15 protein-coding genes and 3 pseudogenes are annotated in these 23,501 nt (G+C 47.8%); 10 read left to right on the top strand and 8 right to left on the bottom strand.

Going from position 1 to position 23,501, the window contains the following annotated elements:
- Positions 1-62 precede the first annotated feature (62 nt).
- The gene (locus NQ565_RS11055; protein WP_005656678.1) at positions 63-1,517 is read left to right on the top strand and encodes a potassium/proton antiporter; all 1,455 of its coding nucleotides are present in this window, start codon (positions 63-65) and stop codon (positions 1,515-1,517) included.
- Between the two features lie 235 nt (positions 1,518-1,752).
- Positions 1,753-3,420, top strand: a complete 1,668-nt coding sequence (locus NQ565_RS11050) for a long-chain fatty acid--CoA ligase (RefSeq protein ID WP_005656680.1) — start codon at positions 1,753-1,755, stop codon at positions 3,418-3,420.
- 162 nt (positions 3,421-3,582) lie between these two features.
- Here the strand turns inward: NQ565_RS11050 and NQ565_RS11045 are convergent, their stop codons facing one another.
- On the bottom strand, positions 3,583-5,025 hold the full coding sequence (locus NQ565_RS11045) for a PH domain-containing protein (protein WP_005656682.1): 1,443 nt from the start codon (positions 5,023-5,025) through the stop codon (positions 3,583-3,585).
- Positions 5,012-5,527 (bottom strand): PH domain-containing protein, encoded by a 516-nt coding sequence (locus NQ565_RS11040; RefSeq protein ID WP_005656684.1) that lies wholly within the window; start codon positions 5,525-5,527, stop codon positions 5,012-5,014. Before NQ565_RS11040 ends, NQ565_RS11045 begins: the two co-directional genes overlap by 14 nt.
- A gap of 783 nt (positions 5,528-6,310) precedes the next feature.
- Between NQ565_RS11040 and NQ565_RS11035 the strand changes: the two genes are divergently transcribed.
- The 4 genes and pseudogenes from NQ565_RS11035 (at position 6,311) to NQ565_RS11020 (ending at position 9,240) form a co-directional block, all read left to right on the top strand.
- Complete coding sequence (locus tag NQ565_RS11035) at positions 6,311-6,739, top strand: hypothetical protein (RefSeq protein WP_005656688.1); 429 nt, start codon at positions 6,311-6,313, stop codon at positions 6,737-6,739.
- Positions 6,740-6,814: 75 nt separating this feature from the next.
- A pseudogene (locus NQ565_RS11030) lies at positions 6,815-8,098 on the top strand (GNAT family N-acetyltransferase); the annotation flags it as partial.
- On the top strand, positions 8,096-8,563 hold the full coding sequence (locus tag NQ565_RS11025) for an alanyl-tRNA editing protein (protein ID WP_231292995.1): 468 nt from the start codon (positions 8,096-8,098) through the stop codon (positions 8,561-8,563). The pseudogene NQ565_RS11030 and the gene NQ565_RS11025, both read left to right, overlap by 3 nt.
- 248 nt (positions 8,564-8,811) lie before the next feature.
- Positions 8,812-9,240, top strand: a complete 429-nt coding sequence (locus tag NQ565_RS11020; RefSeq protein ID WP_175456010.1) for an Hsp20/alpha crystallin family protein — start codon at positions 8,812-8,814, stop codon at positions 9,238-9,240.
- Positions 9,241-9,357: 117 nt separating this feature from the next.
- On the opposite strand, the gene NQ565_RS11015 is transcribed toward NQ565_RS11020, so the two are convergent.
- The 6 genes and pseudogenes from NQ565_RS11015 to NQ565_RS10990 form a co-directional block, all read right to left on the bottom strand.
- Entirely contained in the window at positions 9,358-10,503 is a 1,146-nt protein-coding gene (locus NQ565_RS11015; RefSeq protein ID WP_005656694.1) for an acyltransferase family protein, read from the bottom strand.
- Positions 10,504-10,605: 102 nt separating this feature from the next.
- Positions 10,606-11,721 (bottom strand): ABC transporter permease, encoded by a 1,116-nt coding sequence (locus tag NQ565_RS11010; protein ID WP_005656696.1) that lies wholly within the window; start codon positions 11,719-11,721, stop codon positions 10,606-10,608.
- A 104-nt stretch (positions 11,722-11,825) separates the two neighbouring features.
- Positions 11,826-12,929 carry an ABC transporter permease gene (locus tag NQ565_RS11005; protein WP_005656698.1) on the bottom strand — a complete coding sequence of 368 codons (1,104 nt, stop codon included), beginning with the start codon at positions 12,927-12,929 and terminating at the stop codon, positions 11,826-11,828.
- A gap of 37 nt (positions 12,930-12,966) precedes the next feature.
- Positions 12,967-14,427, bottom strand: a pseudogene (locus NQ565_RS11000) (ATP-binding cassette domain-containing protein).
- A gap of 19 nt (positions 14,428-14,446) precedes the next feature.
- Positions 14,447-15,334, bottom strand: coding sequence for an HlyD family secretion protein (locus NQ565_RS10995; RefSeq protein WP_016662832.1), 888 nt, complete (start codon positions 15,332-15,334; stop codon positions 14,447-14,449).
- A gap of 37 nt (positions 15,335-15,371) precedes the next feature.
- A pseudogene (locus tag NQ565_RS10990) lies at positions 15,372-16,640 on the bottom strand (TolC family protein).
- Between the two features lie 169 nt (positions 16,641-16,809).
- Between NQ565_RS10990 and NQ565_RS10985 the strand changes: the two are divergent.
- The 4 genes from NQ565_RS10985 to NQ565_RS10970 all read left to right on the top strand — a co-directional run bounded on the left by NQ565_RS10985 (position 16,810) and on the right by NQ565_RS10970 (position 23,408).
- On the top strand, positions 16,810-17,703 hold the full coding sequence (locus tag NQ565_RS10985) for a helix-turn-helix domain-containing protein (protein WP_040316131.1): 894 nt from the start codon (positions 16,810-16,812) through the stop codon (positions 17,701-17,703).
- A gap of 122 nt (positions 17,704-17,825) precedes the next feature.
- Positions 17,826-18,893 (top strand): efflux RND transporter periplasmic adaptor subunit, encoded by a 1,068-nt coding sequence (locus tag NQ565_RS10980; RefSeq protein ID WP_005656710.1) that lies wholly within the window; start codon positions 17,826-17,828, stop codon positions 18,891-18,893.
- Between the two features lie 28 nt (positions 18,894-18,921).
- Positions 18,922-22,050: an efflux RND transporter permease subunit gene (locus tag NQ565_RS10975; protein ID WP_005656711.1), complete on the top strand. Its 3,129-nt coding sequence runs from the start codon at positions 18,922-18,924 to the stop codon at positions 22,048-22,050.
- A complete protein-coding gene (locus NQ565_RS10970) occupies positions 22,050-23,408 on the top strand; it encodes a TolC family protein (protein ID WP_005656713.1) in 1,359 nt (452 codons plus the stop codon). Before NQ565_RS10975 ends, NQ565_RS10970 begins: the two co-directional genes overlap by 1 nt.
- Positions 23,409-23,501: the final 93 nt, after the last annotated feature.

Here is a 23,501-nt window from a genome sequence, read left to right as displayed (position 1 = left end):
GAATATCTTTGTACACAAAGGTACGAAAAGCATTTTCCAATAAAACTCATAACACACTATTTATGCTATTTACAGCTGAAAACATTTTACTTGTAGGTTCTATTTTACTTTTTGTCAGCATCATCGTTGGCAAAACCGGTTACCGTTTCGGAGTTCCCGCCTTGTTACTTTTTCTTGTGGTGGGCATGCTTTTCGGCAGCGACGGACTCGGATTGCAATTCCACAACGCCAAAGAAGCGCAGTTCATCGGTATGGTGGCTTTGAGCATTATCCTGTTTTCGGGCGGAATGGATACCAAGTTCACCGAAATCAAGCCTATCCTCTCCCCCGGTATTGTACTGTCTACTTTCGGTGTGCTGCTGACGGCACTGTTTACCGGACTGTTTATATGGTGGTTGTCGGGCATGAGCTGGACCAATATCCACCTGCCGCTCATCACCTCCCTGCTGCTGGCTTCCACTATGTCGTCTACGGACTCGGCATCGGTATTCGCCATCCTGCGCTCGCAGAAGATGAACCTGAAGCACAATCTGCGTCCCATGCTGGAGTTGGAAAGCGGAAGCAACGACCCGATGGCCTATATGCTGACTGTCGTACTTATCCAGCTCATCCAGTCCTCGGGTATGGGTGCTTCGCAGATAGCTTTCTCTTTCGTAATACAATTTGTGGTAGGTGCTGCCGCCGGCTATCTGCTGGGCAAGCTGGCCATCCTTATGCTCAACAGGCTGAATATAGACAACCAGTCGCTCTACCCCATTCTGCTGTTGTCGTTCGTATTCTTTACCTTCTCCATTACCGATCTGATGAAGGGCAACGGATACCTCGCCGTCTACATTGCCGGCATGATGGTGGGTAACAACAAAATCATGCACCGCAAAGAGATTTACACGTTTATGGATGGACTGACATGGCTTTTCCAGATCATCATGTTCCTCTGTCTCGGTCTGCTGGTGAACCCGCACGAAATGCTGGAAGTGGCAGTCGTGGCATTGCTCATCGGCGTATTCATGATTGTCATAGGACGTCCGCTCAGCATATTCCTCTGCCTGCTCCCGTTCGGGAAACGTATCAATATGAAGTCCAAAATGTTTGTGTCCTGGGTAGGGTTGCGAGGCGCGGTTCCCATTATCTTCGCTACCTATCCGGTAGTGGCAGGTGTGCCGGGAGCAGATGTAATCTTCAACATCGTGTTCTTCATCACCATCCTCTCACTCGTCATCCAAGGTACTACCGTCTCTAAAGTAGCACGCATCATGGGGCTTTCCACCCCGATGGAAAAGACAGGTAACGACTTCGGAGTGGAACTGCCCGAAGATATCGACTCCGACCTGCGCGATGTAACCGTCACCCGGGAGATGCTCGACGCGAAAGGCGATACCCTCAAAGACATGAACCTGCCCCAGGGAACTCTCGTTATGATAGTGAAACGCGACAACGAATACCTGATACCCAACGGCACTCTGAAACTTCATGTGGGAGACAAATTGCTGCTTATTTCTGAAAAGACCAAAGAATAGGAAATAAGAGGGAGAAAATACACTATTTGTTTTTTTAGGCACGGAATTATACGGAAAACACAGATTTTCTTTATTCTTTTTCCGTGAAACCTATGTAATCCCATGCCTAAAAAAACAAATAGTAAGCGAATTTTAAATTTGACATACCCTCATGAAAAAAACTTTAAACCACTTGCATTGCATCACTATAAGCCCTATATTTGCGCAGTTTTAACTAAAGTGTGCAAATATACGCATGAAACAAGAACAACTGTTCATCGACTATATCGAACAAAGCATCATACAAAACTGGGACAGAAACGCTCTGACAGACTATCAAGGAATAACCCTACAATATAAAGATGTTGCCCGCAAGATCGCTAAATTTCATATCGTATTGGAAAGCGCCGGTATCCAGCCCGGTGATAAAATAGCCGTATGCGGTCGTAACAGTGCCCATTGGGCGGTTTGCTTTTTGGCAACAGTGACTTATGGTGCTGTAATCGTTCCTATTCTTCACGAATTCAAAGCAGACAACATACATAATATCGTCAACCACTCCGAAGCCAAACTCCTTTTTGTCGGCGACCGGGCTTGGGAGAACTTGAACGAAGAAGCCATGCCGTTGCTTATGGGAGTTGTCTTGCTGACGGATTTTACTCCGGTTGTCTGCCGGGACGAACGGCTCATGGAAGCTTTCGAACACCGCAACGCCATCTACGGCACGCGCTATCCTAAGAACTTCCGTCCTGAACATATCTGCTACCGCAAAGAACAGTCGCCCGAAGAGTTGGCGGTTATCAATTATACGTCCGGCACTACCGGCTATTCCAAAGGCGTGATGCTGCCCTACCGCAGCTTATGGTCCAATATAGCCTATTGCCACGAAATGCTGCCCGTACGTCCCGGCGACCATATCGTATCCATGCTCCCTCTGGGGCATGTTTTCGGCATGGTCTACGATTTTCTTTACGGTTTCTCGGCAGGTGCACACCTTTATTTCCTCACCCGCATGCCGTCGCCAAAGATTATCGCGCAGTCATTCTCCGAAATCAAGCCGCGCGTCATATCCTGCGTGCCGCTCATCGTAGAGAAGATTATCAAGAAAAACATCCTGCCACTCATAGACAACAAGATAGGCAAGCTGCTGTTACGGATGCCTATCGTCAACGATAAGATAAAAGCGGACATGCGCAAAAAGGCTATGGATGTCTTCGGCGGCAATTTCGATGAAATCATCATCGGCGGCGCACCTTTCAACGCCGACGTGGAACGCTTCCTCAAACAGATAGGCTTCCCCTACACCATTGCCTACGGCATGACGGAATGCGGTCCTATCATCTGCTCTAGCCGCTGGGAAACCCTGAAGCTCGCTTCGTGCGGAAAGGCCACTACCCGCATGGAAGTAAAGATAGATTCTCCCGATCCTCAGCATGTAGCGGGCGAAATCATCTGCCGGGGAAGCAACCTTATGCTGGGCTATTACAAGAATGCCGAAGCCACTTCCCAAATCATAGATGTCAACGGCTGGCTGCACACAGGCGACCTCGCCACAATGGATGCCGACGGCTACGTCACCGTACGCGGGCGCAGCAAGAATATGCTTCTCACTTCCAGCGGACAGAACATTTATCCCGAAGAGATAGAAAGCAAACTGAATAACATGCCTTACGTCTCGGAATCGTTGATTGTATTGCAGCATGACAAACTCGTAGCCCTGATTTATCCCGACTTCGACGATGCCTTTGCCCACGGCCTGCAACAAACCGATATAGAAAAGGCAATGGAAGCCAACCGGAACGAACTGAACCTGCTTCTGCCGGCATATTGCCAGATTACCAAAGTAAAAATACACTTCGAGGAGTTTGAAAAGACCGCCAAGAAGAGTATCAAACGCTTTATGTATCAGGAAGCCAAAGGCTGAAATTCCTAAAAAAGAGATAGAGAAAAAACGGCGGAATTAATATATGTGCACAGATAATTCCGCCGATGGAATAAACAGCAAGCCTCCATCAGCCTCATTTGATATAGCAATTATACAGCAGCAATTCATAGATTTCCTTAGCTTCTTGTTCTTTCAGGCTTCTTATGGTAAAGGAGGAACCATTGGTAGGGAACCATTGGTAGAAATGACAAGATTTACTCTGTGATAAAAAGGAGTAAAAGGAGTAGCTGTCATGCGAACCACTTCCATGTTCGAATATTTGAAATAGTTTTTCACTTCTGCAAACTTTCCTGAATTGATTTCCACATAATCCTCTTTTAAAGTGATAGAACTCCGACGTACGGCAAAAATCCCTTTTATCAGGGATATCAGCATATAAACGACCGGGAGCCAAAGCCAACCGTAATATTGAAAATAGCATAAGGCTATACCGGCTGCAAGCGAAACCAACAGATCGAACCGGATGGTATAGCCTAATAAGCCGTATCCGGATTGAGCAGAAACGATAGGTTGCGAAGATGCATAATCCTTTCCCAACCACCAGTCCAGAAAAGTTGTAGCAGAGTCTGAACCATAAATTCTGACATCCGCTCCTCTATTCCTGTCAGTGGCATTCAATGCCTGTTTCAGCATAACAGTGCTGCAAGCCAACCATTTTTCAATGATATTCCGCTTGATATAAACAGTACAAATCTTATCGTATGAGAACCGGCTGCTATTACGCGAAATCAGTCCGCTCTCAAAGAACAGCTGTTCCCGGTCTATACGTATATCCATATTGAAATAGCGCAAAAAGACTTTACCCAACCATAGTAGCAATGTAACTATATACAAGATAGCGGCAACAGTGATACAACTTGATAATGAAAGCCGTAAGAAATCGGCATGTGTAGCCATGTAACCATAAAAATATTCCACAGCATTTTCATTGACCGATATAATCTGGTCATATAAAGTAACTAAAATACTTCCAAATACAACCATGCCCCGAAGGTGGTTTTGACAAAGTGCTCCTTTAATCAGATTCAAATTACCAACGCTCAACTTGGTAGTGTATCCATCGGTTTTCTCTTCAATCTTATCTGCTTCGGATGCCTGTATCTGTGTCTGACTATCCAAAGTTTCTATCCGGCTGAGCAATGCTTCCCAATCTTCATTGTCAAGAATCATTTCTATTTCTTCCGATTGCGATGCAAGCGTATCAAATGATACTCCCTTCATATCCAGCAAACGATAAATCAATCCCTGTTTAGTACGCAAAGAATGAATTTTCGTCAAAGATATACTGGTAATTTCCTTACGTACCAAACCGTGAATGAAAATCAGATTTCCATTCTCCACATAATACTTTTTGGAATAATAATTGATAAAAGCAATGACTGCTGCCAAGGTCAGACAGATTGCCAAAACAACCAAAAAATCCAAAGCCGCTTCAATAAAAGATAATTTCTTTTCCGAATTAAACAATTCAAGAATGACTATAAAAAGAAAATACTTCGCATAAAGCCATAGGTTGTTGACAAGGAATATTACGAACGCGCTTTTACTCATTCGCCTCGGCGCAGAGAAATCATTTGTTTTCATTTTTTATACTTTCTATGACAAGCGCCTTCACTTTATCTGCTCTCTCTTCCGTCAGTCCGGGAATTCTGATTGTAGCCAACAATTGGGCTCCGTTTACCAAGTCAACGGAATACAGTCCAAACAGACGTGTAACAGGATTCTGACAAACACTCACCTGCTGAATTTTACAGAAAGGAACGGTAATAACCGAAGGAAAGATAATCCCGGAGCGAAAGGTTATATCGTGCTCACGAATAACGAATCCTTTATAGTTGTATGCCTTGGGAAGAATCAGCAAATTAACAACGGATGCTACAAGCAAACCGCATTCAACAATGATAGTAGCGGCATACCGGTAGGCAAACCCCTCTGCACAAAGAAGAAAAAGCGAAACAGCCATAAGGCTGAGATAAACCAATGCCACTTTGACAAACTGCACTTTCAGATATTTCTTTTCCAGAGGCGTATAAGTACTATGTTCTATTCTGTCAATGCTCTCCGGGTTCATTTGTTTATTTGTCATATCATATACCGATAATTCAGTTAATATATACCGCTCTTAGCAGAGTTATGATTTTTATAATACAAATATTCACAATTTCCCCTGACATTTACAAGCTAAAAAAGAATTTTATTCAGGCTTCTTCCGAGTCTCTTTCCGGCTTGTTCTCTTGTTTTTATTCGTCACATAGCCCGTTATACTCCTCAGACAACTGCAAAACAGCTCTGAGAAGAATACCGAACAAAATTTAAACAAGTCCGAAAAAGAAGTTCAATCTTATAATAAATGTTATAAAACATGCTTTTTTTCTTGGATAATTTGCAGATTTATCAAATGTCCGTATCTTTGCAACGTGTTTTTCATAGTATTAGATTTAAGGTTAACAAAGGTTGGAGTACAGCGGTACTCCTTTTTTTATGCCCATGCATTTCATCCGCTTCTTTTTTCGGAACCATCTTTTTTACGTTGCAGTGCCTTTTACCACCATTTCCTCTATTTATAGCATGCTTTAACGGGAATCATAATGTATCTCGTATTCAGAAACAATTATAACACTCCCGGTTTTCCTGTCCACTCCTGATTAATTTTCCAGCCACTTTTCCGGTTTTTCTTTCTTATTTTTCAAAAACCAATCGGTTGTTTGGTTTTATATTTTCTTTCTTATATATTTGCATCAAAGGTTCTCGTCAGTACCTTTTAATTTGAGAGAAGCAAATAGTTTAAATCAGTTTGTATCAATAAAATACTCCATTAGCTAATTATATGTACTTACTGTTTGGAAAAGAAAAATAATATTTACCGAAAATGAAGATAATCTTGTCCTATATAATGGCCACTATCATCCTTCTTTTTCTTCTTGCATTGCCCATTGCAGGAGTAGTAGCCTACATACGGTTAATCCGTAAAATGCGCAGAGAGCAGATAACTGCCATTCCGAAATTCTCCTTATTCATGCTTTTTCTTATCTGCGGAACTTTGCTCATGGAAATTCTGTTAGGAATAAGCGGCATGTGGTCGGGAGCATCGACAGCGGGATTCATATTCCTGCTGTTCGTTGCTCCCGCCTTGTGTGGAATGATAGCCTGGCGGCATCGGCATCATAGCGAAATATCCAAATACCACTGCACTATTTTGCATGCAGCATTAGGGTATTTGCTGGGCGAAGCGGTTCTGATAGGTGCAGTCAGCTTGTTTATCATCGGAGAACTGGCTTATATGGCGCTGATCGGTTAGCATAAAACCGTATTTTCGCATACCGGAAAAGAAATTCCCGGAATATTAATTATCTTTGGTGAAAAATAGAAGGGAATGGATATACATACGTTTATAGGCAATTATCGGGAAGCTTTCGGGCAGCAGGCCGAACTTCCCATCGTATTTTGGTACTCCGACCAACCGGAAGCTCCGGCAGAGAAAGTAAACGGGTGCTTCTTTAAAAGCATGGCGCAAGTAAGAAACGGAAAAATAATCAGCCTCAATGCCGAAACAATAGGCTGTGGAGGCGGCAAGTTCTACACAGGCTTCACGGATATGCCGGAACATGTGCCCGGCTTCGTCTCTTTGAAAGAGAAATACAAGAAAACACCCGATATGGTTATTGACTTCATACAGGAATTGCAAGTGCCTAAAGCGGAAAAAGCCTACCTGCACTTTGCACGAATCGACAAGATTGGTTCTTTCGACAAAGTGGAAGGCATATTGTTTCTTGCCACGCCGGACATGCTGGCAGGACTTGCCACATGGGCTTTTTTCGACAGCAATGCAACGGATGCCGTATCAGCTCCTTTCGGTTCGGGCTGTTGTTCCGTAGTGACTCAGGCTATCCTTGAAAACCGGAAACAAGGCAAACGAACCTTTTTGGGATTCTTCGACCCGTCTGTCCGCCCTCATTTCGAGGCAGAGTTATTAAGCTTCACCATTCCGATGTCCCGGTTCAAGGAGATGTATCACACCATGCGCGAAAGCTGCCTGTTCGACACCCACGCCTGGAGCAAACTCAAGGAAAGGATACAGGACAGGCAGAAAGAGACAAAGCCTTTCAACCATTTAAATGTATCTTTTGAAATCCGTCCGGATATTGTGCTGCGTGAAGTAACGGTAGAAGATGCCGCTGCCATATACCATGCCATAGATACCCACCGCAACTATATGCGGACATGGTTGCCTTTTGTAGACAACCTGAAGTCCGTAGCCGATGAGGAAAACTTTCTGAAAAGGGTCCTCTCCGCCCCTGCCGACAGCTACGAACCTATATTCGGTATTTGGAACAGAGAGAATGAAATTTGCGGACTGATAGGTTTTCATTTTTCCGACTTTGCCAATCACCGCACGGAAATCGGTTACTGGCTTCTGCCCGAATACCAGCATCAGGGCATCATGACCGATTGTGTCCGCCGCCTATGCCGATGGGCCGTCGAAACCAAAAATATAAAACGCATACAGATACGTTGTGCCACGGGCAATGTAGCAAGCAACGGCATTCCCGTCAGGCTTGGCTTCCGCCTTGAAGGAACGGAACGGGCCGGAGAGTTATTGGCTTCGGGAGAATATGCGGACATACATGTATACAGTATTTTAAAAGAAGAACTTATGGAACAACAAGCGAAACTCAATGAGCACAACAAACAGGAATACCCGCCTATGCACACCACCGAACACATCATTAATCAGACAATGATCAGATTATTCGGTTGCGGCCGTTCCGTCTCCGCTCATATAGAACGCAAAAAAAGTAAATTGGATTATCGGCTCAATGCCTGCCCCACGGAAGAGCAAATAGAGAGTCTGGAAAAAGCGGTAAATGAAGTGATAGCACGGCATCTGCCTGTCACTACCGAGTTCATCGCTCAGGCAGAAGCCAAAGGACGGTTCGATTTGGAACGGTTACCCGAAGATGCTTCGGAAACCGTACGTATAGTAAAAGTCGGTGATTATGACGAATGCCTTTGCATCGGTACACACGTTGTCAACACTTCCGAGATAGGAACTTTCAAAATTATCAGCCACGACTGGGACGAAGAAAGCAAGCGCTGGCGAATGCGTTTTAAATTAGTATGAAATTCAATCAATTTTAAATAAAAAGATAGCAATATTGGCATTATACAGGTAAAATAGTCAGACCAACAATGACAATTAGTCAATAAAGTGAGTACAAACCAGTTGGCATACAGTTTGCCATAACAGTAAGTGAACGACGGTTCAAGATACAGACGGTGAAAGCCGAAAGGCAAACATCGGGGAACATCGAAAACCGAAGTTCAGAGCAAAACGAATGTATAACTTTTTAAAGATAGGAGACTATGATTATGATGCCTGTAAGAAGAACTCAGAATTGGTTACCAAGTATCTTTAACGATTTCTTTGATAACGATTGGATGGTAAAAGCCAATGCAACGGCTCCCGCCATCAACGTATTTGAAACAGAAAAGGAATACAAGGTAGAGTTGGCAGCTCCCGGAATGACCAAAGAAGACTTCAACGTCCATATCGACGAAGAAAACAACTTGGTCATCAGCATGGAGAAGAAAACGGAAAACAAGGAAGAGAAGAAAGAAGGCCGCTATCTGCGTCGCGAATTCTCATACTCCAAATTCCAACAGACAATGATCCTTCCGGACGATGTAGACAAAGAAAAGATTTCCGCACAAGTAGAAAACGGCGTGTTGAACATAGACTTGCCGAAGTTTTCCGAACAGGAAAAAGAAAAGGCCAAAAGATTCATTGACGTAAAATAAGATAACTGGTAATTAGAGAAAAGTCCCGGTGCAGATTCTGAATAAACTGCATCGGGACTTTTTTATCATACCTGAACTGGATTACATTGTACATGCGTTTACCTCACTACACGAGAACTAACTTTTAACAGTTTTCTTTCCTTTCAGGAATCGGTCTGTCAGCCATTTGCGTATAGGTTCGTCATAGAGTTTCAGACAGGCATAGGCAAGCACGAAAGCACCGGCAAAGGTCAGTATCATATAAGGAATGCTTTCCGCTAAAGTAGCATTATTATTGCACACCCACGCCGTGTAGGTATACACCAACGGATAATGCGTTATGTATACCGGATACGAAATATTTCCCAGAAACTTGCACACAGCGGTAGAACGTTTGCCCGTCACCTTACCTCCCGCCCCCATGGACACAATCACAGGAAAGACAAAAAGAATGCAGCAGGCCTCATAGAGTCCGTTCATCCAATAATGATTTTCACCGCCCAGACGGGGAAATGCCAAAACTGCCACAATCATCAGACTGCACCACCAGAACGCACGCTTCTCAATACGAACAATCCACCCCAGACGAGACAGCAGTAATCCGCCAAAGAAAGGATACATCAACCGGACAAGCCCTACGTACTGCTGCTCCCAATTCAACGCCCAGCCGCCGACAATATCACCTGCAGGTGCGGTAAGACAAAGGTGCACCGTAAAACATCCCGCCACAACAACGAGAACGGATAAAGCTGTCTTGCTGAACTTGCGGATGAACAATGCATAAAGAATATTGCCTATGTATTCGTAGTAAAGCGACCAGGCCGGTCCGTTGAGCGGATGCATCTCGGTCCAGCCGCGAATGTCCCATTTCAAAGGAAGCGGAAGCAGCGTACACCCCAGCAGCATTACCAGCAGCATAGTCCCTGCCGATGTATCCTGAATAGCCGGAAAGCAGGGCGACTCCTGAAAATAAAAGAACACCGCACCCACTATGCTTCCCACTATCACCATAGGATGCAAACGGATAATACGCCGCTTGAAGAAAGTACCGATGCTCATCCTGCTCCAGCGGTCGTCATAGGCATAACCGATAACAAAACCGGAAAGCATAAAGAAAAAATCTACCGCCAGGTAACCGTGATTGATAATTTGTTCCAAGTGATTGCCGCCGGAATGCGCTTCCAGCAGATGAAAAGCGACTACCATTACGGCAGCTACGCCACGAAGCCCATCGAGTATCTCGTAATGCGGCTTTGAAGCAAGATAAGAGTTTTGCGTGTTCATTCGGTATAAGGTATTGATTAATTTGCCTGCAAAGATAGAAAAAAGGAATGACTGACCATGCTTTCACAGAACAATCAGGAGAAAATTACCTTACCGACTTTCTCAATTACTTTTCCTGTAGCTCTTTACCGCCCAAACATTAGCTGCCACAGCAAATACGGACAAGATACCCAATTGGGGAAGCAACTCCGCAAAACCACCGCCGCGAAGGTATATCGTACGCATCACCTCTACAAAATACCTCAACGGATTGATACGGGTAATCCATTGCGCCCATTCGGGCATACTATGGACCGGCGTAAAAAGCCCGCTCAACAAAATAAGTACAAGCATAAAGAACCACATAACGAACATGGCTTGCTGTAACGTTGCCGAATGATTGGATATAACCAGACCGAATCCGGATACAACCGGCAGAAATATCAGCGCAAAACCGTAAATAGTGAAAAAATGTCCGGCAGGCAGAATGCCGTAAAGCAACCATGCAAGGACAAAACAAATGGTAAGTACCACAAAACCTATCAGCCAATAAGGTATCAATTTGGCAGTAATAAACGTGAATTTACCGACCGGTGTCACATTGATCTGTTCAATTGTACCCGCCTCTTTCTCGCCCACCACATTAAGGGCGGGAAGAAAGCCGCAAATCAGCGTCAGCAGCATCACCATAAGTGCAGGAACCATAAAGAGCTTATAGTTCAGCGTAGGATTATAGAGATTCAATGTGGAAATACCGATACGGGGAAGTGGTTTGTCTGCCAATGGTCTTACAGCCATTTCCGACTTCAGTTCACGGGTATAGTCACCGATGATGGCAGAAAGATAAGAACCGCCCAAACTTCCTTTTGTTCCGTTCACCGCATTGGCGGCAACAAGCAGACGGGGAGCTTTGCCGTTTATCCAGTCTTTCTCGAAATCACGGGGAATCTCCAAAATAACATCTGCCGTACCAGCCTCAATACCGTACAAAGCCTCATCATACGTATCGGGCAACGCTGTCAGACGGAAATAAGTGGAAGCGCCGAGCTTATCCACCAGACGGCGGGACACAACGCTACGGTCATTATCGACGACATTGAGATTGATATTCTTTATCTCCAGATTGGCAGCCCAAGGCATCAGTATCATAATCATACAAGGGAATATGAAAATCAGCTTAGGCAAGAATGAGTTGCGGAACAACTGCTTGAATTCTTTTTCTATCAGATATTTAATCATAAGGATACTACTGTTTATGCTCTACGGTTATGACACATCTTACATATTTAACACACGGATACGTTGACTTTGCCAGCCGGTGAATAATTATAATCGGAACAACTTCACTCCAACCGGTTTTTGAATTTCTTGAAGCTAACGGCTATCAGGAGTACCGCCATAACAGTCAGTATACCGATTTCGGTCAGCACCAGTGATATATCCACACCCTCTATCATCAATTTGCGTACCGCTTGAATATACCAACGTGCGGGAATCACCGTAGAAATACCTTGCAAAATGGCAGGCATGCTCTCAATAGGAAATATCATTCCCGAAAGCAACATAGTGGGCATCATCAGCATCAAGCCGGATACCAGCATAGCTGCCACCTGTGTACGGGTAACAGTGGAGATAAGCAGTCCCAAAGCCAATGATACGAAAATGAAAAGCAGTGATACGGCAATCAGCCAAAACAGGCTGCCTGCAACCGGAACATGAAGGACATAGACCGAAAGCAGCAGAATCGTAATCAGATTGACAAATGACAACACAAAGTACGGCACTGCTTTGGCAAGAATGATAAACAGCGGCTTTACGGGAGAAACCAACAACACTTCCATAGTTCCCGTCTCCTTCTCGCGCACGATGGAGATGGAAGTCATCATTGCGCAAATCAGCATCAGGATAAGCCCCATAACACCGGGAACAAAATTATAGGCACTCTTCATCTGCGGATTATAAAGCAGCTTGACTTGGGGCACAATGGCGGATACGCGTACTCCGGGCGGAAGCATATCCTGTCTGACCATGGAGATGATATTTGTGGCATATCCCGCCTGCATGGTAGCCATATTAGGGTCGGTGGCATCGGAAATAATCTGTACTCCGGCCTCACCGGTATAGAGATTGTCCGAGAAACGTTCGCTAAAGACTATTGCCATATCAATGTCACCGCTCCTGAAAAAGCGTTCTGCTTCTTCGGGAGAATGCAGACGGCGGATAACGGTAAAGTACTCACTGGCATCCACACGATCGATTATGCGTCGGGTTACGGCATCATTGGAAGGGTCGAGAACGGCCACACGCACATTCCTTACTTCCGTAGTGATGGCAAAGCCGAAAAGGATTATCTGCACAACGGGCATACCCAGCAGAATCAGCATCGTGCGCCGGTCGCGGAAGATGTGAAAGAATTCTTTTCGGACAAAAGCTATGAATTGTTTCATGGTTATATAACAATCTGTTTTGAATTTTATATCTGTATCAGTCTACCGTTCTTACAGCCTCACGAGCCAACTGTTGGAACACATCGTCCATGGTATCGGCTCCAAACTGCCGTTTCAGTCTGTCGGGAGTGTCAAGCGCACGGATTACGCCGTCCACCATGATAGAAATACGGTCGCAATATTCTGCCTCATCCATAAAATGGGTCGTGACAAAAACGGTGATGCCCCGGTCGGCTGCCTGATAAATCAATTCCCAAAACTGGCGGCGAGTGGCAGGATCGACACCCCCTGTAGGTTCATCCAGGAAAACAATCCTGGGATGATGAAAAATGGAGACTGAGAAAGCCAGCTTCTGTTTCCAGCCCAGCGGCAGGCTCTTTACGAGCGTATTACGTTCCTTTTCCAGACCCAGGCGCTGAAGCAATTCATCTGTTCTCGGAGCAATCTCGGCTTCGGGCATTCCGTAGATACCGGCAAAAAGGCGGATATTCTCCCATACCTTGAGGTCTTCGTACAAAGAAAACTTCTGGCTCATATAGCCGATATTCTTCTTCACGGCTTCGGATTGGGTGGCAACATCAAAACCAGCCACGCAAGCCTTACCGTCTGTAGGACGACTTAACCCCGTGAGCATGCGCATAGCGGTAGTCTTACCGGCTCCATTGGCTCCCAGAAAGCCGAATATTTCACCTTGACGGACTTTGAAGGAGATATGCTCCACAGCCGTAAAAGTACCGAAACGTTTTGTCAGTCCGTCCACCTCTATTACGTAATTCTCACGGTTATCCGCTTTCTCGTGCAACAGTCCCGAAGGACAAAGTATGTCTGCAAACTGCTTCATAATGCAGTCGGGAGTATCAATGCCATGTATCCGGCCTTCATTGATAAAGGCAATACGGTCGCATTGACGCGCCTCGTCCACAATTGGAGTAGAGGCAATGATGGTGATACCCTGTTCTTTGAGGCGGCGAAGCATCTCCCAGAACTCCTTGCGCGAAACCGGATCTACACCGGTAGTAGGCTCATCCAGAAAAAGGACATCCGGTTTATGGATAAGCGCACAGCTTAGGGCAAGCTTCTACTTCATGCCACCGGACAATGCTCCGGCACGACGCTTGCGGAAAGGTTCTATCTGCCGGTAGATGTCACGCACCAAATCATAATTCTCTTCGATGGTAGTATGAAAAACCGTAGCGAAGAAACTCAGGTTCTCCTCTACCGTCAGATCCTGATAGAGAGAGAAGCGTCCGGGCATATACCCTACCCGTTGGCGGATAGCCTTATAATCCTTCACCATATCCAGCCCGCATACCGTAGCCTTGCCTTCATCGGCAAGCAGCAAGGTGGCAAGAATACGGAACAGAGACGTTTTCCCCGCACCGTCAGGGCCGATGACTCCGAAAAGTTCACCCGGACGGACGGACAGTGAAACGCCTTGCAAGGCTTCCACCTGGCCGTAGCGTTTAAAAACATTATCGACAGTTACTGCAAAATCCATGACGGTATCGAATGACGAATTATAAATCCACTCCCCCATACATTCCGATTTTCAACATACCGTCATTCTTCACGGCCACTTTAACGGCATATACCAGATTGGCACGTTCATCTTTCGTAAGAATCGTTTTGGGAGTAAACTCTGAACTGTCCGAAATCCAGGTGACGACTCCCGGATATGCAGTCCGGACATCTTTACCGTAATCGGCATATACAGTCACTTTCTGCCCCAGCTTCACCTCGGACAGTTGCTCGGAAGTGATATAGGCACGCAGATAAATCTGTTCCATATCAGCCATCTTGAACAACGGAGTACCCGGTGCGGCCAGCTCTCCCGCTTCTGCATATTTGGCAAGGACAGTTCCGGTCAGCGGAGCAACGATGTGGCATTTCTTTAACTGGTCTTCAACCTGGGCAACCTGAATACCGACCGACGAACTCTGCCAGGTCAGACTCTGGTCGCTGTTCTGCAACGTGGAGTTTTGTGCGGCAAGTTGTTTGCGGAGTACCTTAAGCAGTGATTCGGCATCATCCAACTGCTTCTGATTGGCTGCACCTACACGAAGCAGATTGGCTACACGGTCGCGTTCGCGTTGCGCCTGAACGATTTGTTCTTTGGTTGCCGCCACTTGTTTCAGAATATCGGGGCGTTGCCCTTCCACGGACTTAACACCGGCTTCCAACTGGAGTTTTTTCAGATAAAGCTGAACTGTGTCGATAATGCCGGCTTCCTGCCCGGCTTTCAAAACAGTACCTTCTTCCACATCCAGACCGAGTATCTTTCCGGACGCTTCGGCAGAGACTACGACATCGGTAGCCTCGAAAGTTCCCGTAGCATCATATTCGGGTGTACCGCTGCTGCAAGCGACAAGAAAGAACAATACTGGAAATAATGTAAATGATTTCATATCATAGGATTTTATTGTTACCATCAATTCTAAAATCTCAATTATTCAAAGTGTATTTCAACTGCCAGATATTCATCAACAGTTGCACTTCATGCAATGCCTTGGTCCGGCGTGCCAGATTCTCATTGGTTATCTCGCGAAGCAGGTCGGTAACGGTCAGCGTTCCGTTCTCCACTTTGGCCTCGGCTGCACGACGGATATTCTCACGCAAGCGGATAATTTCATCATCATCCGCCATTTACCTGCGCATGGACAATACGCCCGCATCCTGCTGTGTGGCCTGCAAACGGGTATTGAACAGAAACACGTCTCTGCTTGTTTCTATCTGCCGGCGGCTGTTGTCTATCCTGCGGCGGTCGTTCTTCAGGGTATAGAGGCTGCCGAAATTCCACGACATGCGTACACCTGCCATATAGTATGCACTGAATTCATCTTTCAGCATATTCAGCCCCGGATTGCCGTAGGCACCCTGCACAAAAAGCCCGAAACGGGGCATTACCCTTGCATTCAATGTAGCTTCCTGCACGCTGAGCTGTTCTGTCTGAGCCTCGAAAAGGCGGAGTTCAGGACGGTTATTTATCCCACCCGCCACACTGACGGTACTTTCCGGTGCAGGCTTTTGAAAAACAGTTCCGGCAGGGATTTCTTTTCCTATAAAAGCGGAAAGCATGTTTACGTATGCCTGACGCGATGTTTCCAGTTCGATGCGGTGCTGTCCGGCATTCAACTGCTCCACACTGACGGCATCCAAATCGCTTTGGGTAGCTATACCGTTTGCCATATAGTCAGACACCTGCTTGTGCGTCCGTCCCAAATCATCCTGCAAAAGCCGGTTCTGCTTCAGTTGTTCGTCCAGCAGCAGGATACCGAAAAACAGCTGGTTGATACGGTCGTTCAATGCGTACATATCTACATGCTGCTTTTCCATGTCCACATCCGATGCCGCACGTGTCAGACGTTTCCGGTTGCGGATATCCCCGCCGTCCCAAATGGTTTGCTGCAATTCGAGCATCACCTGATACTGGTCTTTGGGAGCTGTCTCTACATCAATACCCGGTATCTCGACGGGCAGCCGGGTTATATCACTCTGATACGTGGCCTTTCCCGACAATGAGAACCGGGGCAGATAGCCCTTTCCGGCATTGGAAAGATCATATTCACATGCCTTTTCTATCAGTCCGTACCGGCGCACCAACGGATAATTGGCCTGCGCCTGACGTCGGCACTCGTCCAAGGTCAGTTGTGCATGAGCCAATGCAGCCGTAAGAAGAAAGGCTAAAGAGAGAATTGCTTGTTTTACATCCATATCTGTTTCTTATTTTATTTAGCACAATGCAAAGATAGACGCACAGCTTAGTATGTTTACAATCCATTTGTCAGCAATGATGTTCCGATAGTACGACTTTTTACCGAAAAAGACAAACGATATGGATACTTTATTATCTTTGCCACTGAATTACTTACTGTTTATAGATATGGAGAAAAGCAGACCGATAAGCGTTGCATTCGATGACATCCGTCATAAACCGGACATCATCAATCATCTTGAGTACCGCTTCATAAACGATGACTTGGGGATGGTCATCAGTTTTACGCAAATGGGAAGCAAATTGTTCCATACCGGACAACCCTACCGTACCAAAGAAGGACGGATTATCCGTGTCCTGCAAGGAACAGGGCGAATCTCCATCAACCTCATCGAATACGAAGCATCCGCCCGCAAAATCATAATTATCCCCGACAATGCCCTGATAGAACTGCTGGAAATCAGTCCCGACTATGATTTTCAAATCATAATGCCCGCACGCAATTTCCTGCCTGCCCTGCCCGGTTCTATCTTGTCGGAAACTTACACGGGAAATGGCATTGTGCTGTCATTTAACGAGAAAGAGTGGACACAGACGGAGATGTTCTTTACCCTGCTGTGGAATATACTCCATTCCTCGCCCTACCGCCGCGAAACCGTACAGCATCTCATCATTTCCCTGCTTTACAACCTCAAGTATACTTACGAGCAAACGCGTACCGCCACCCCGCTGCGCCTTTCACGCCAGGAAGAAATATTCCGGCGCTTCATAGCTCTCGTAAACGAGCATAGCAAGCAGGAACGTTCCGTCGACTTCTATGCCGGCAAGCTATGCCTGACCCCTCATTACCTAAGCACCGTTATACGTGAGGCAAGCGGACAGACGGTAATGCAATGGATCAACCAATCCGTTATTCTTGAAGCGAAAGTATTGCTGAAACACAGCAATCTGTTGATATTCCAAATATCGGACGAGCTGAACTTTCCCAACCCTTCCTTTTTCTCGAAGTTCTTCAAACGGATAACAGGCATGACTCCTGCCGAATACCAGAGAACACAATAGACAGGAAAATGTCCGTTTTTTACAAAGAGAGGGCATAAACAGAACATTTTATAATGCTTATAAACCTTTTATATATAGAAGAGACTGAGTAATTTTGTCACAAAACTAATATACCTTGAATTATGAAACGAATTTATTGGATTTTAACAAGCATCTCACTCTACTCGCTGTTATCCTGTAGCAACGGAGCTAAAGACACGCGAGAATACCAGACCGTAAAAACAGATACGGTTGTCTCCGCCGGCGGGCAAACCAGCCTGCAATATCCCGGAAAAGTAAAAGCGGCACAAGACATCAGCCTCGCATTCAGAGTGAGCGGCACGATACAGAAGATATATGTAAAGGACGGCGCCCGCGTGCAGGCAGGACAGCTGCTTGCCGAACTGGACCCTACAGACTACCAGGTGCAACTGGACGCCACCGAGGCCGAATACAAACAGATTAAGGCAGAGGCGGAACGCGTAATGGCGCTTTACAAAGACAACGGAACCACGCCCAATGCCAACGACAAGGCCGTGTACGGACTGAAACAAATCACCGCCAAATACCGGCATCACAAAGACCAGTTGGGCTACACCCGCCTTTACGCCCCTTTCAGCGGCTATATACAGAAAAGGCTGTTTGAAGCGCACGAAACGGTGGGAGCCGGAATGCCTGTCCTGTCCATGATAAGCAACAGCGCCCCGGAAGTGGAAATAAACCTTCCGGCAGCCGAATACATCCGACGCGAGCAATTTGACCGATACCGCTGTACGTTCGACATTTATCCGGAACAGACCTATGAGCTGAAACTCATCAGCGTCACCCCCAAAGCAAATGCGAACCAGCTCTACACCATGCGCCTGCAACTGGTTACAGACAACCGCCCCGTTCCTTCTCCGGGCATGAACACCATGGTTACCATCCTTTGCAACAATGACAGTTCACGCAACCTCTCCGTACCCGGCAGCGCTGTCCTGCAAAAAGACGGCAAAGCCTGCGTATTCGTATACAACCCGTCCGACAGCAAAGTACACAGCCGCGAAGTAACCCTCGTACGCCTGCTGAGCAACGGACGCAGCATCATCGCTTCCGACGGGCTGCAACCCGGCGACCAAGTGGTGTCGGCAGGAATACATCACATAAAGGATGGAGAAACCGTGACTCCTCTGCCTGCTGCCAGCGACACAAACATCGGCGGACTGTTATAGCATTGTTTTTCTTTAAAACTCAGCAATTATGGATATAAGCAAATGGGCATTCAAAAACCGCAATCTGGTTTACTTCCTGGTGACCGTCCTGTTTGTAGGCGGCATCCTCTCCTGCTACCAGATGAGCAAGCTGGAAGACCCTGAAATAAAAGTGAAACTCGCCATGGTGGTAACCACCTATCCGGGGGCATCCGCCCACCAGGTAGAGCTGGAAGTGACGGATGTGCTGGAGAAGAGCATCCGCAGCATGGGCAATATAGATAATGTGGAAAGCTACTCGTACAACGACCTCTCCCTGATACAGGTAGAACTCACCACCATTACCCCGGACGATGAAGTGGAGCAGTGCTGGGACATGCTGCGCCGCAAGGTGAGCGACGCCTGCGCCCTGCTGCCCGACGGAGCGAGCACCCCCATCGTGAAAGACGACTTCGGCAATGTATACGGAATGTTCTACGCACTGACCGGTGACGGACTGTCCGACCGGGAGCTGTCCGACTACGCAGAGCTTATCAAGCGCGAAATAAGCGACATGACGGGCGTAGAACGGGTGGAACTGTACGGCAAACGTCCCGAATGCATCAACATCTCCCTGCTGCAAGACCGCATGGCAAACCTCGGCGTAAAGCCCGCCGAAGTCCTCGCCACCCTGAACGGACAGAACAAGACCACCTACAGCGGCTACTACGACAACGGCGACAACCGCATCCGCGTCACCGTCAGCGACAAGTTCAGGACAGTGGAAGACATAGGCAGCATGCTGATACAAGGGCATGACGACGACCAGCTCCGCATGCGCGACATCGCCCGCATCGAGAAAGGATACGAAGAGCCTACCCGCAACGAACTGTTCTTCGACAGCGAACGGGCGCAGGGAATCCTTATCGCAGCTTCCAGCGGTTCGGACATCGTGAAAGTGGGCGCTGCCGTAGAGAAAAAACTGGCGCAACTGAAAGAAAGCCGCCTGCCCGCAGGCGTGGAGTGCCACAAGGTATTCTATCAGCCCGAACGTGTGGGAGCCTCTTTGGGTACTTTCGTCATCAACCTGATAGAGTCCGTCATCATCGTTGTGGTAATCCTGATGCTGGCCATGGGCTTCAAGAGCGGAATCATCATCGGCATCAGCCTCATTGTCACCGTATTCGGTTCGTTCCTGTTCCTGTACACGGCGGACGGAACCATGCAGCGTGTATCGCTTGCCGCTTTCGTGCTGGCAATGGGTATGCTGGTAGATAATGCCATTGTCATCGTAGACGGCATACTGGTAGACCTGAAAGCCGGCAAAAACCGCATGGAAGCGATGACAGCCATCGGCCGCCAGACGGCAATGCCCCTGCTGGGCGCCACACTGATAGCCATCATCGCTTTCCTTCCCATCTTCCTGTCGCCGGACACTGCCGGGGTATACACCCGCGACCTGTTCATCGTACTGGCGGTGTCCTTACTGCTGAGTTGGGTGCTGGCGCTGGTGCATGTGCCGCTGATGGCAAACCGCAAGCTGCACCCTGCCGTTGAAGTCAGCGCCACCGGAAAGCGCGAATACAAAGGACGTACCTATGCCCTGCTGCGCACCGCCCTCTACTTCGGACTGGCACATCGCTGGAGCGTCGTACTGGCGATGCTCGCCCTGCTGGGACTTTCCATTTTCGGCTACGGCTACATGCGGCAGGGTTTCTTCCCCGATATGGTGTACGACCAGCTCTACATGGAGTACAAGCTGCCCGAAGGCAATAACTCCACCCGCGTGGCACGCGATTTAAGGGAGATAGAATCCTACCTGAAAACACGCAAGGAGATTACCCACGTCACCGCCTCTGTCGGCGGCACGCCGGGACGCTACAACCTGGTGCGCAGCATCGCCAATCCGTCCTTGTCGTACGGCGAACTGATTATAGACTTCACCTCTCCTGACGACCTGGTAGAGAATATGGATGAGATACAGGAATACCTGACACGGCGTTATCCGGATGCTTACATCAACCTGAAACGCTACAACCTGATGTTCAAGAAGTACCCTATCGAAGCGCAGTTCATGGGTCCCGACCCTGCCGTACTGCACCGCTTGGCCGACAGCGCGCGGTACATTATGGAACACACGCCGGAGGTCCGCCTCATCACCACCGACTGGGAACCGCAGATACCCGTACTCTCCATCGAGTACGACCAGGCAGCCGCCCGCGCGCTGGATCTCAGCCGCAACGACGTAAGCATGTCCCTGCTTTCCGCCAACGGCGGCATACCCATCGGGTTCTTCTACGAAGGCATCCACCGCGACAACATCTACCTGAAATGTCTGGACGAGGAAGGAAAGCCGATAGAAGACCTCGGCAATACGCAGGTATTCTCCGCCCTGCCCTCGCTGAACGGACTGCTGAACGAGGAAACCATGGTGAAACTGAAGGCAGGTACACTGAGCAAGGAAGAACTGGTGGAAAGCCTCATGGGAAGCACCCCGCTGAAACAAATCAGCAAGCGCATCGACATCCGCTGGGAAGACCCCGTTGTTCCGCGCTATAACGGACAGCGCAGCCAGCGCGTGCAATGCTCTCCCGCTCCCGGCATAGAGACCGAAAAGGCAAGGCAGATTATCGCCCGTCGGATAGAACAGATAGAGCTTCCGCAAGGCTATACCCTGCATTGGCAGGGCGAGAAGAGCGCCAGCGACGAGTCCATGGAGTATCTGTTCAAGAACTTCCCGCTTGCCATCATCCTGATGATTGCCATTCTTATCATGCTGTTCAAGGACTACCGCAAGCCGATTATCATCTTCTGCAGTCTGCCCATGCTGCTTGTGGGAGTGGTGGCTGTGATGCTGCTTACAGACAAGACGTTCAACTTCGTGGCAATTGTGGGTACGCTGGGACTGATAGGCATGCTTATCAAGAACGGCATCGTACTGATGGATGAAATCACCCTTCAGCTCAACCAAGGGGTAGAACCTATTACGGCACTGGTGGATAGCGCCCAAAGCCGTCTCCGTCCTGTGACCATGGCTGCACTGACCACCATTCTGGGTATGATACCGCTGCTGCCCGACGCGATGTTCGGTTCGCTGGCAGCTTCCATCATGGGCGGCCTCACATTCGGAACGCTGATAACACTCCTGTTCATCCCTGTACTATACGCATTATTCTTTCATATAAAAAACGAACAATAATGAAAAAGACAACATTCATCCTCGCCGCCCTGCTCTCCGCTGCCTGCATCTCCGCCCAAGAGACGCTGACACTGGAACAATGCAGGGAAATGGCACTGAAATACAATAAAGAAATGGCAGCTGCCGCCAGACAAACGGAAAGTGCACGCTACACCGCAAAGAGCTATAAGGGCAACTTCTTCCCCAACTTCAGCCTCAGCGGTACGGGTATCTACAGTACATCAGACGGCAGCCTCGGCATAGCCGGCGGCAACCTGCCTACTTTCCAGCCCGATGCCACAGGGCAATTCCTTCCCAACAAGGGGTTCGCCTACTTCCCCGGAATAGACCTGAACTACAAGATAGGCATGGTATATATGGGCGGCATACAAGTGGAACAGCCGCTCTACATGGGCGGTAAAATCCGTGCGGCATACAAAATGTCCCTGCTGGGTAAGGAAATGGCACAGTTGAGCGAAACGCTTACAGCCTCGGAAGTCATTGTAAAGACAGAGCAGGCATACGCACAAGTCATCAAAGCCAAAGAGATGAAGAAAGTGGCCGACAAATACAGTGCCGTGCTCACGGAACTGATGAAAAACGTGGAAAGCGCCCATAAACACGGACTCAAACCCCAGAACGACGTGCTGAAAGTGCAGGTAAAGCTGAACGAAAGCGAACTCAACATCCGCAAGGCCGACAATGCGCTGCGCCTGGCCACCATGAACCTCTGCCACTACATCGGCAAACCGCTGACGGCAGATATACGCACTGCCGATACTTTTCCCGAAGTGGCACAGGACATCCGGCTGCAAACAGCCGACATCTCCGCCCGCCCCGAATATGCCATACTGAACCAGCAAGTGGCCATCGCCAAGCAGCAGGTGAAGCTGAACCGCAGCGAACTCCTGCCCAAAATCGGTGTGAAAGGTTCGTACGACTACATCCACGGCTTGGAAATCAGCGACCAGGACCTGTTCGACGGCGGCAGCTTCTCTGTGCTTCTGAACGTAAGCGTACCGCTCTTCCATTTCGGTGCAAACAGCAATAAAGTACGTGCAGCCAAAGCCAAACTGGAGCAGGCGCGCCTCGAACAGGAGAACATGAACGAACAGATGCTGCTTGAACTGGCACAGTCCGTCAACAACCTCGACGAAGCCCGGCTGGAAAGCACCATTGCCGAACGCTCCCTGCAACAGGCGGAAGAAAACATGAGAGTGAGCCGCAGCCAATACGACGTGGGACTGGAAACCCTGTCCGACCACCTGGAAGCGCAAGCTCTGTGGCAGCAGGCGTACGAAACCAAAGTCGACGCATGCTTTCGACTGTACCTGAATTACATCACTTATTTAAAGGCAACGGGAACGCTGCTGAAATGAAAACGTACATATATTACTAAAATGCAGATTACGGACAATTAGAAAATATATAAGGAGACCGACAAAGAATAAAATAACGGATACTCTTGCACC

The sequence above is a fragment of the Bacteroides stercoris ATCC 43183 genome (assembly GCF_025147325.1).
In the GTDB taxonomy this organism is placed as follows: Bacteria; Bacteroidota; Bacteroidia; order Bacteroidales; family Bacteroidaceae; genus Bacteroides; species Bacteroides stercoris.
This window is presented reverse-complemented; position numbering and strand designations above follow the sequence as displayed.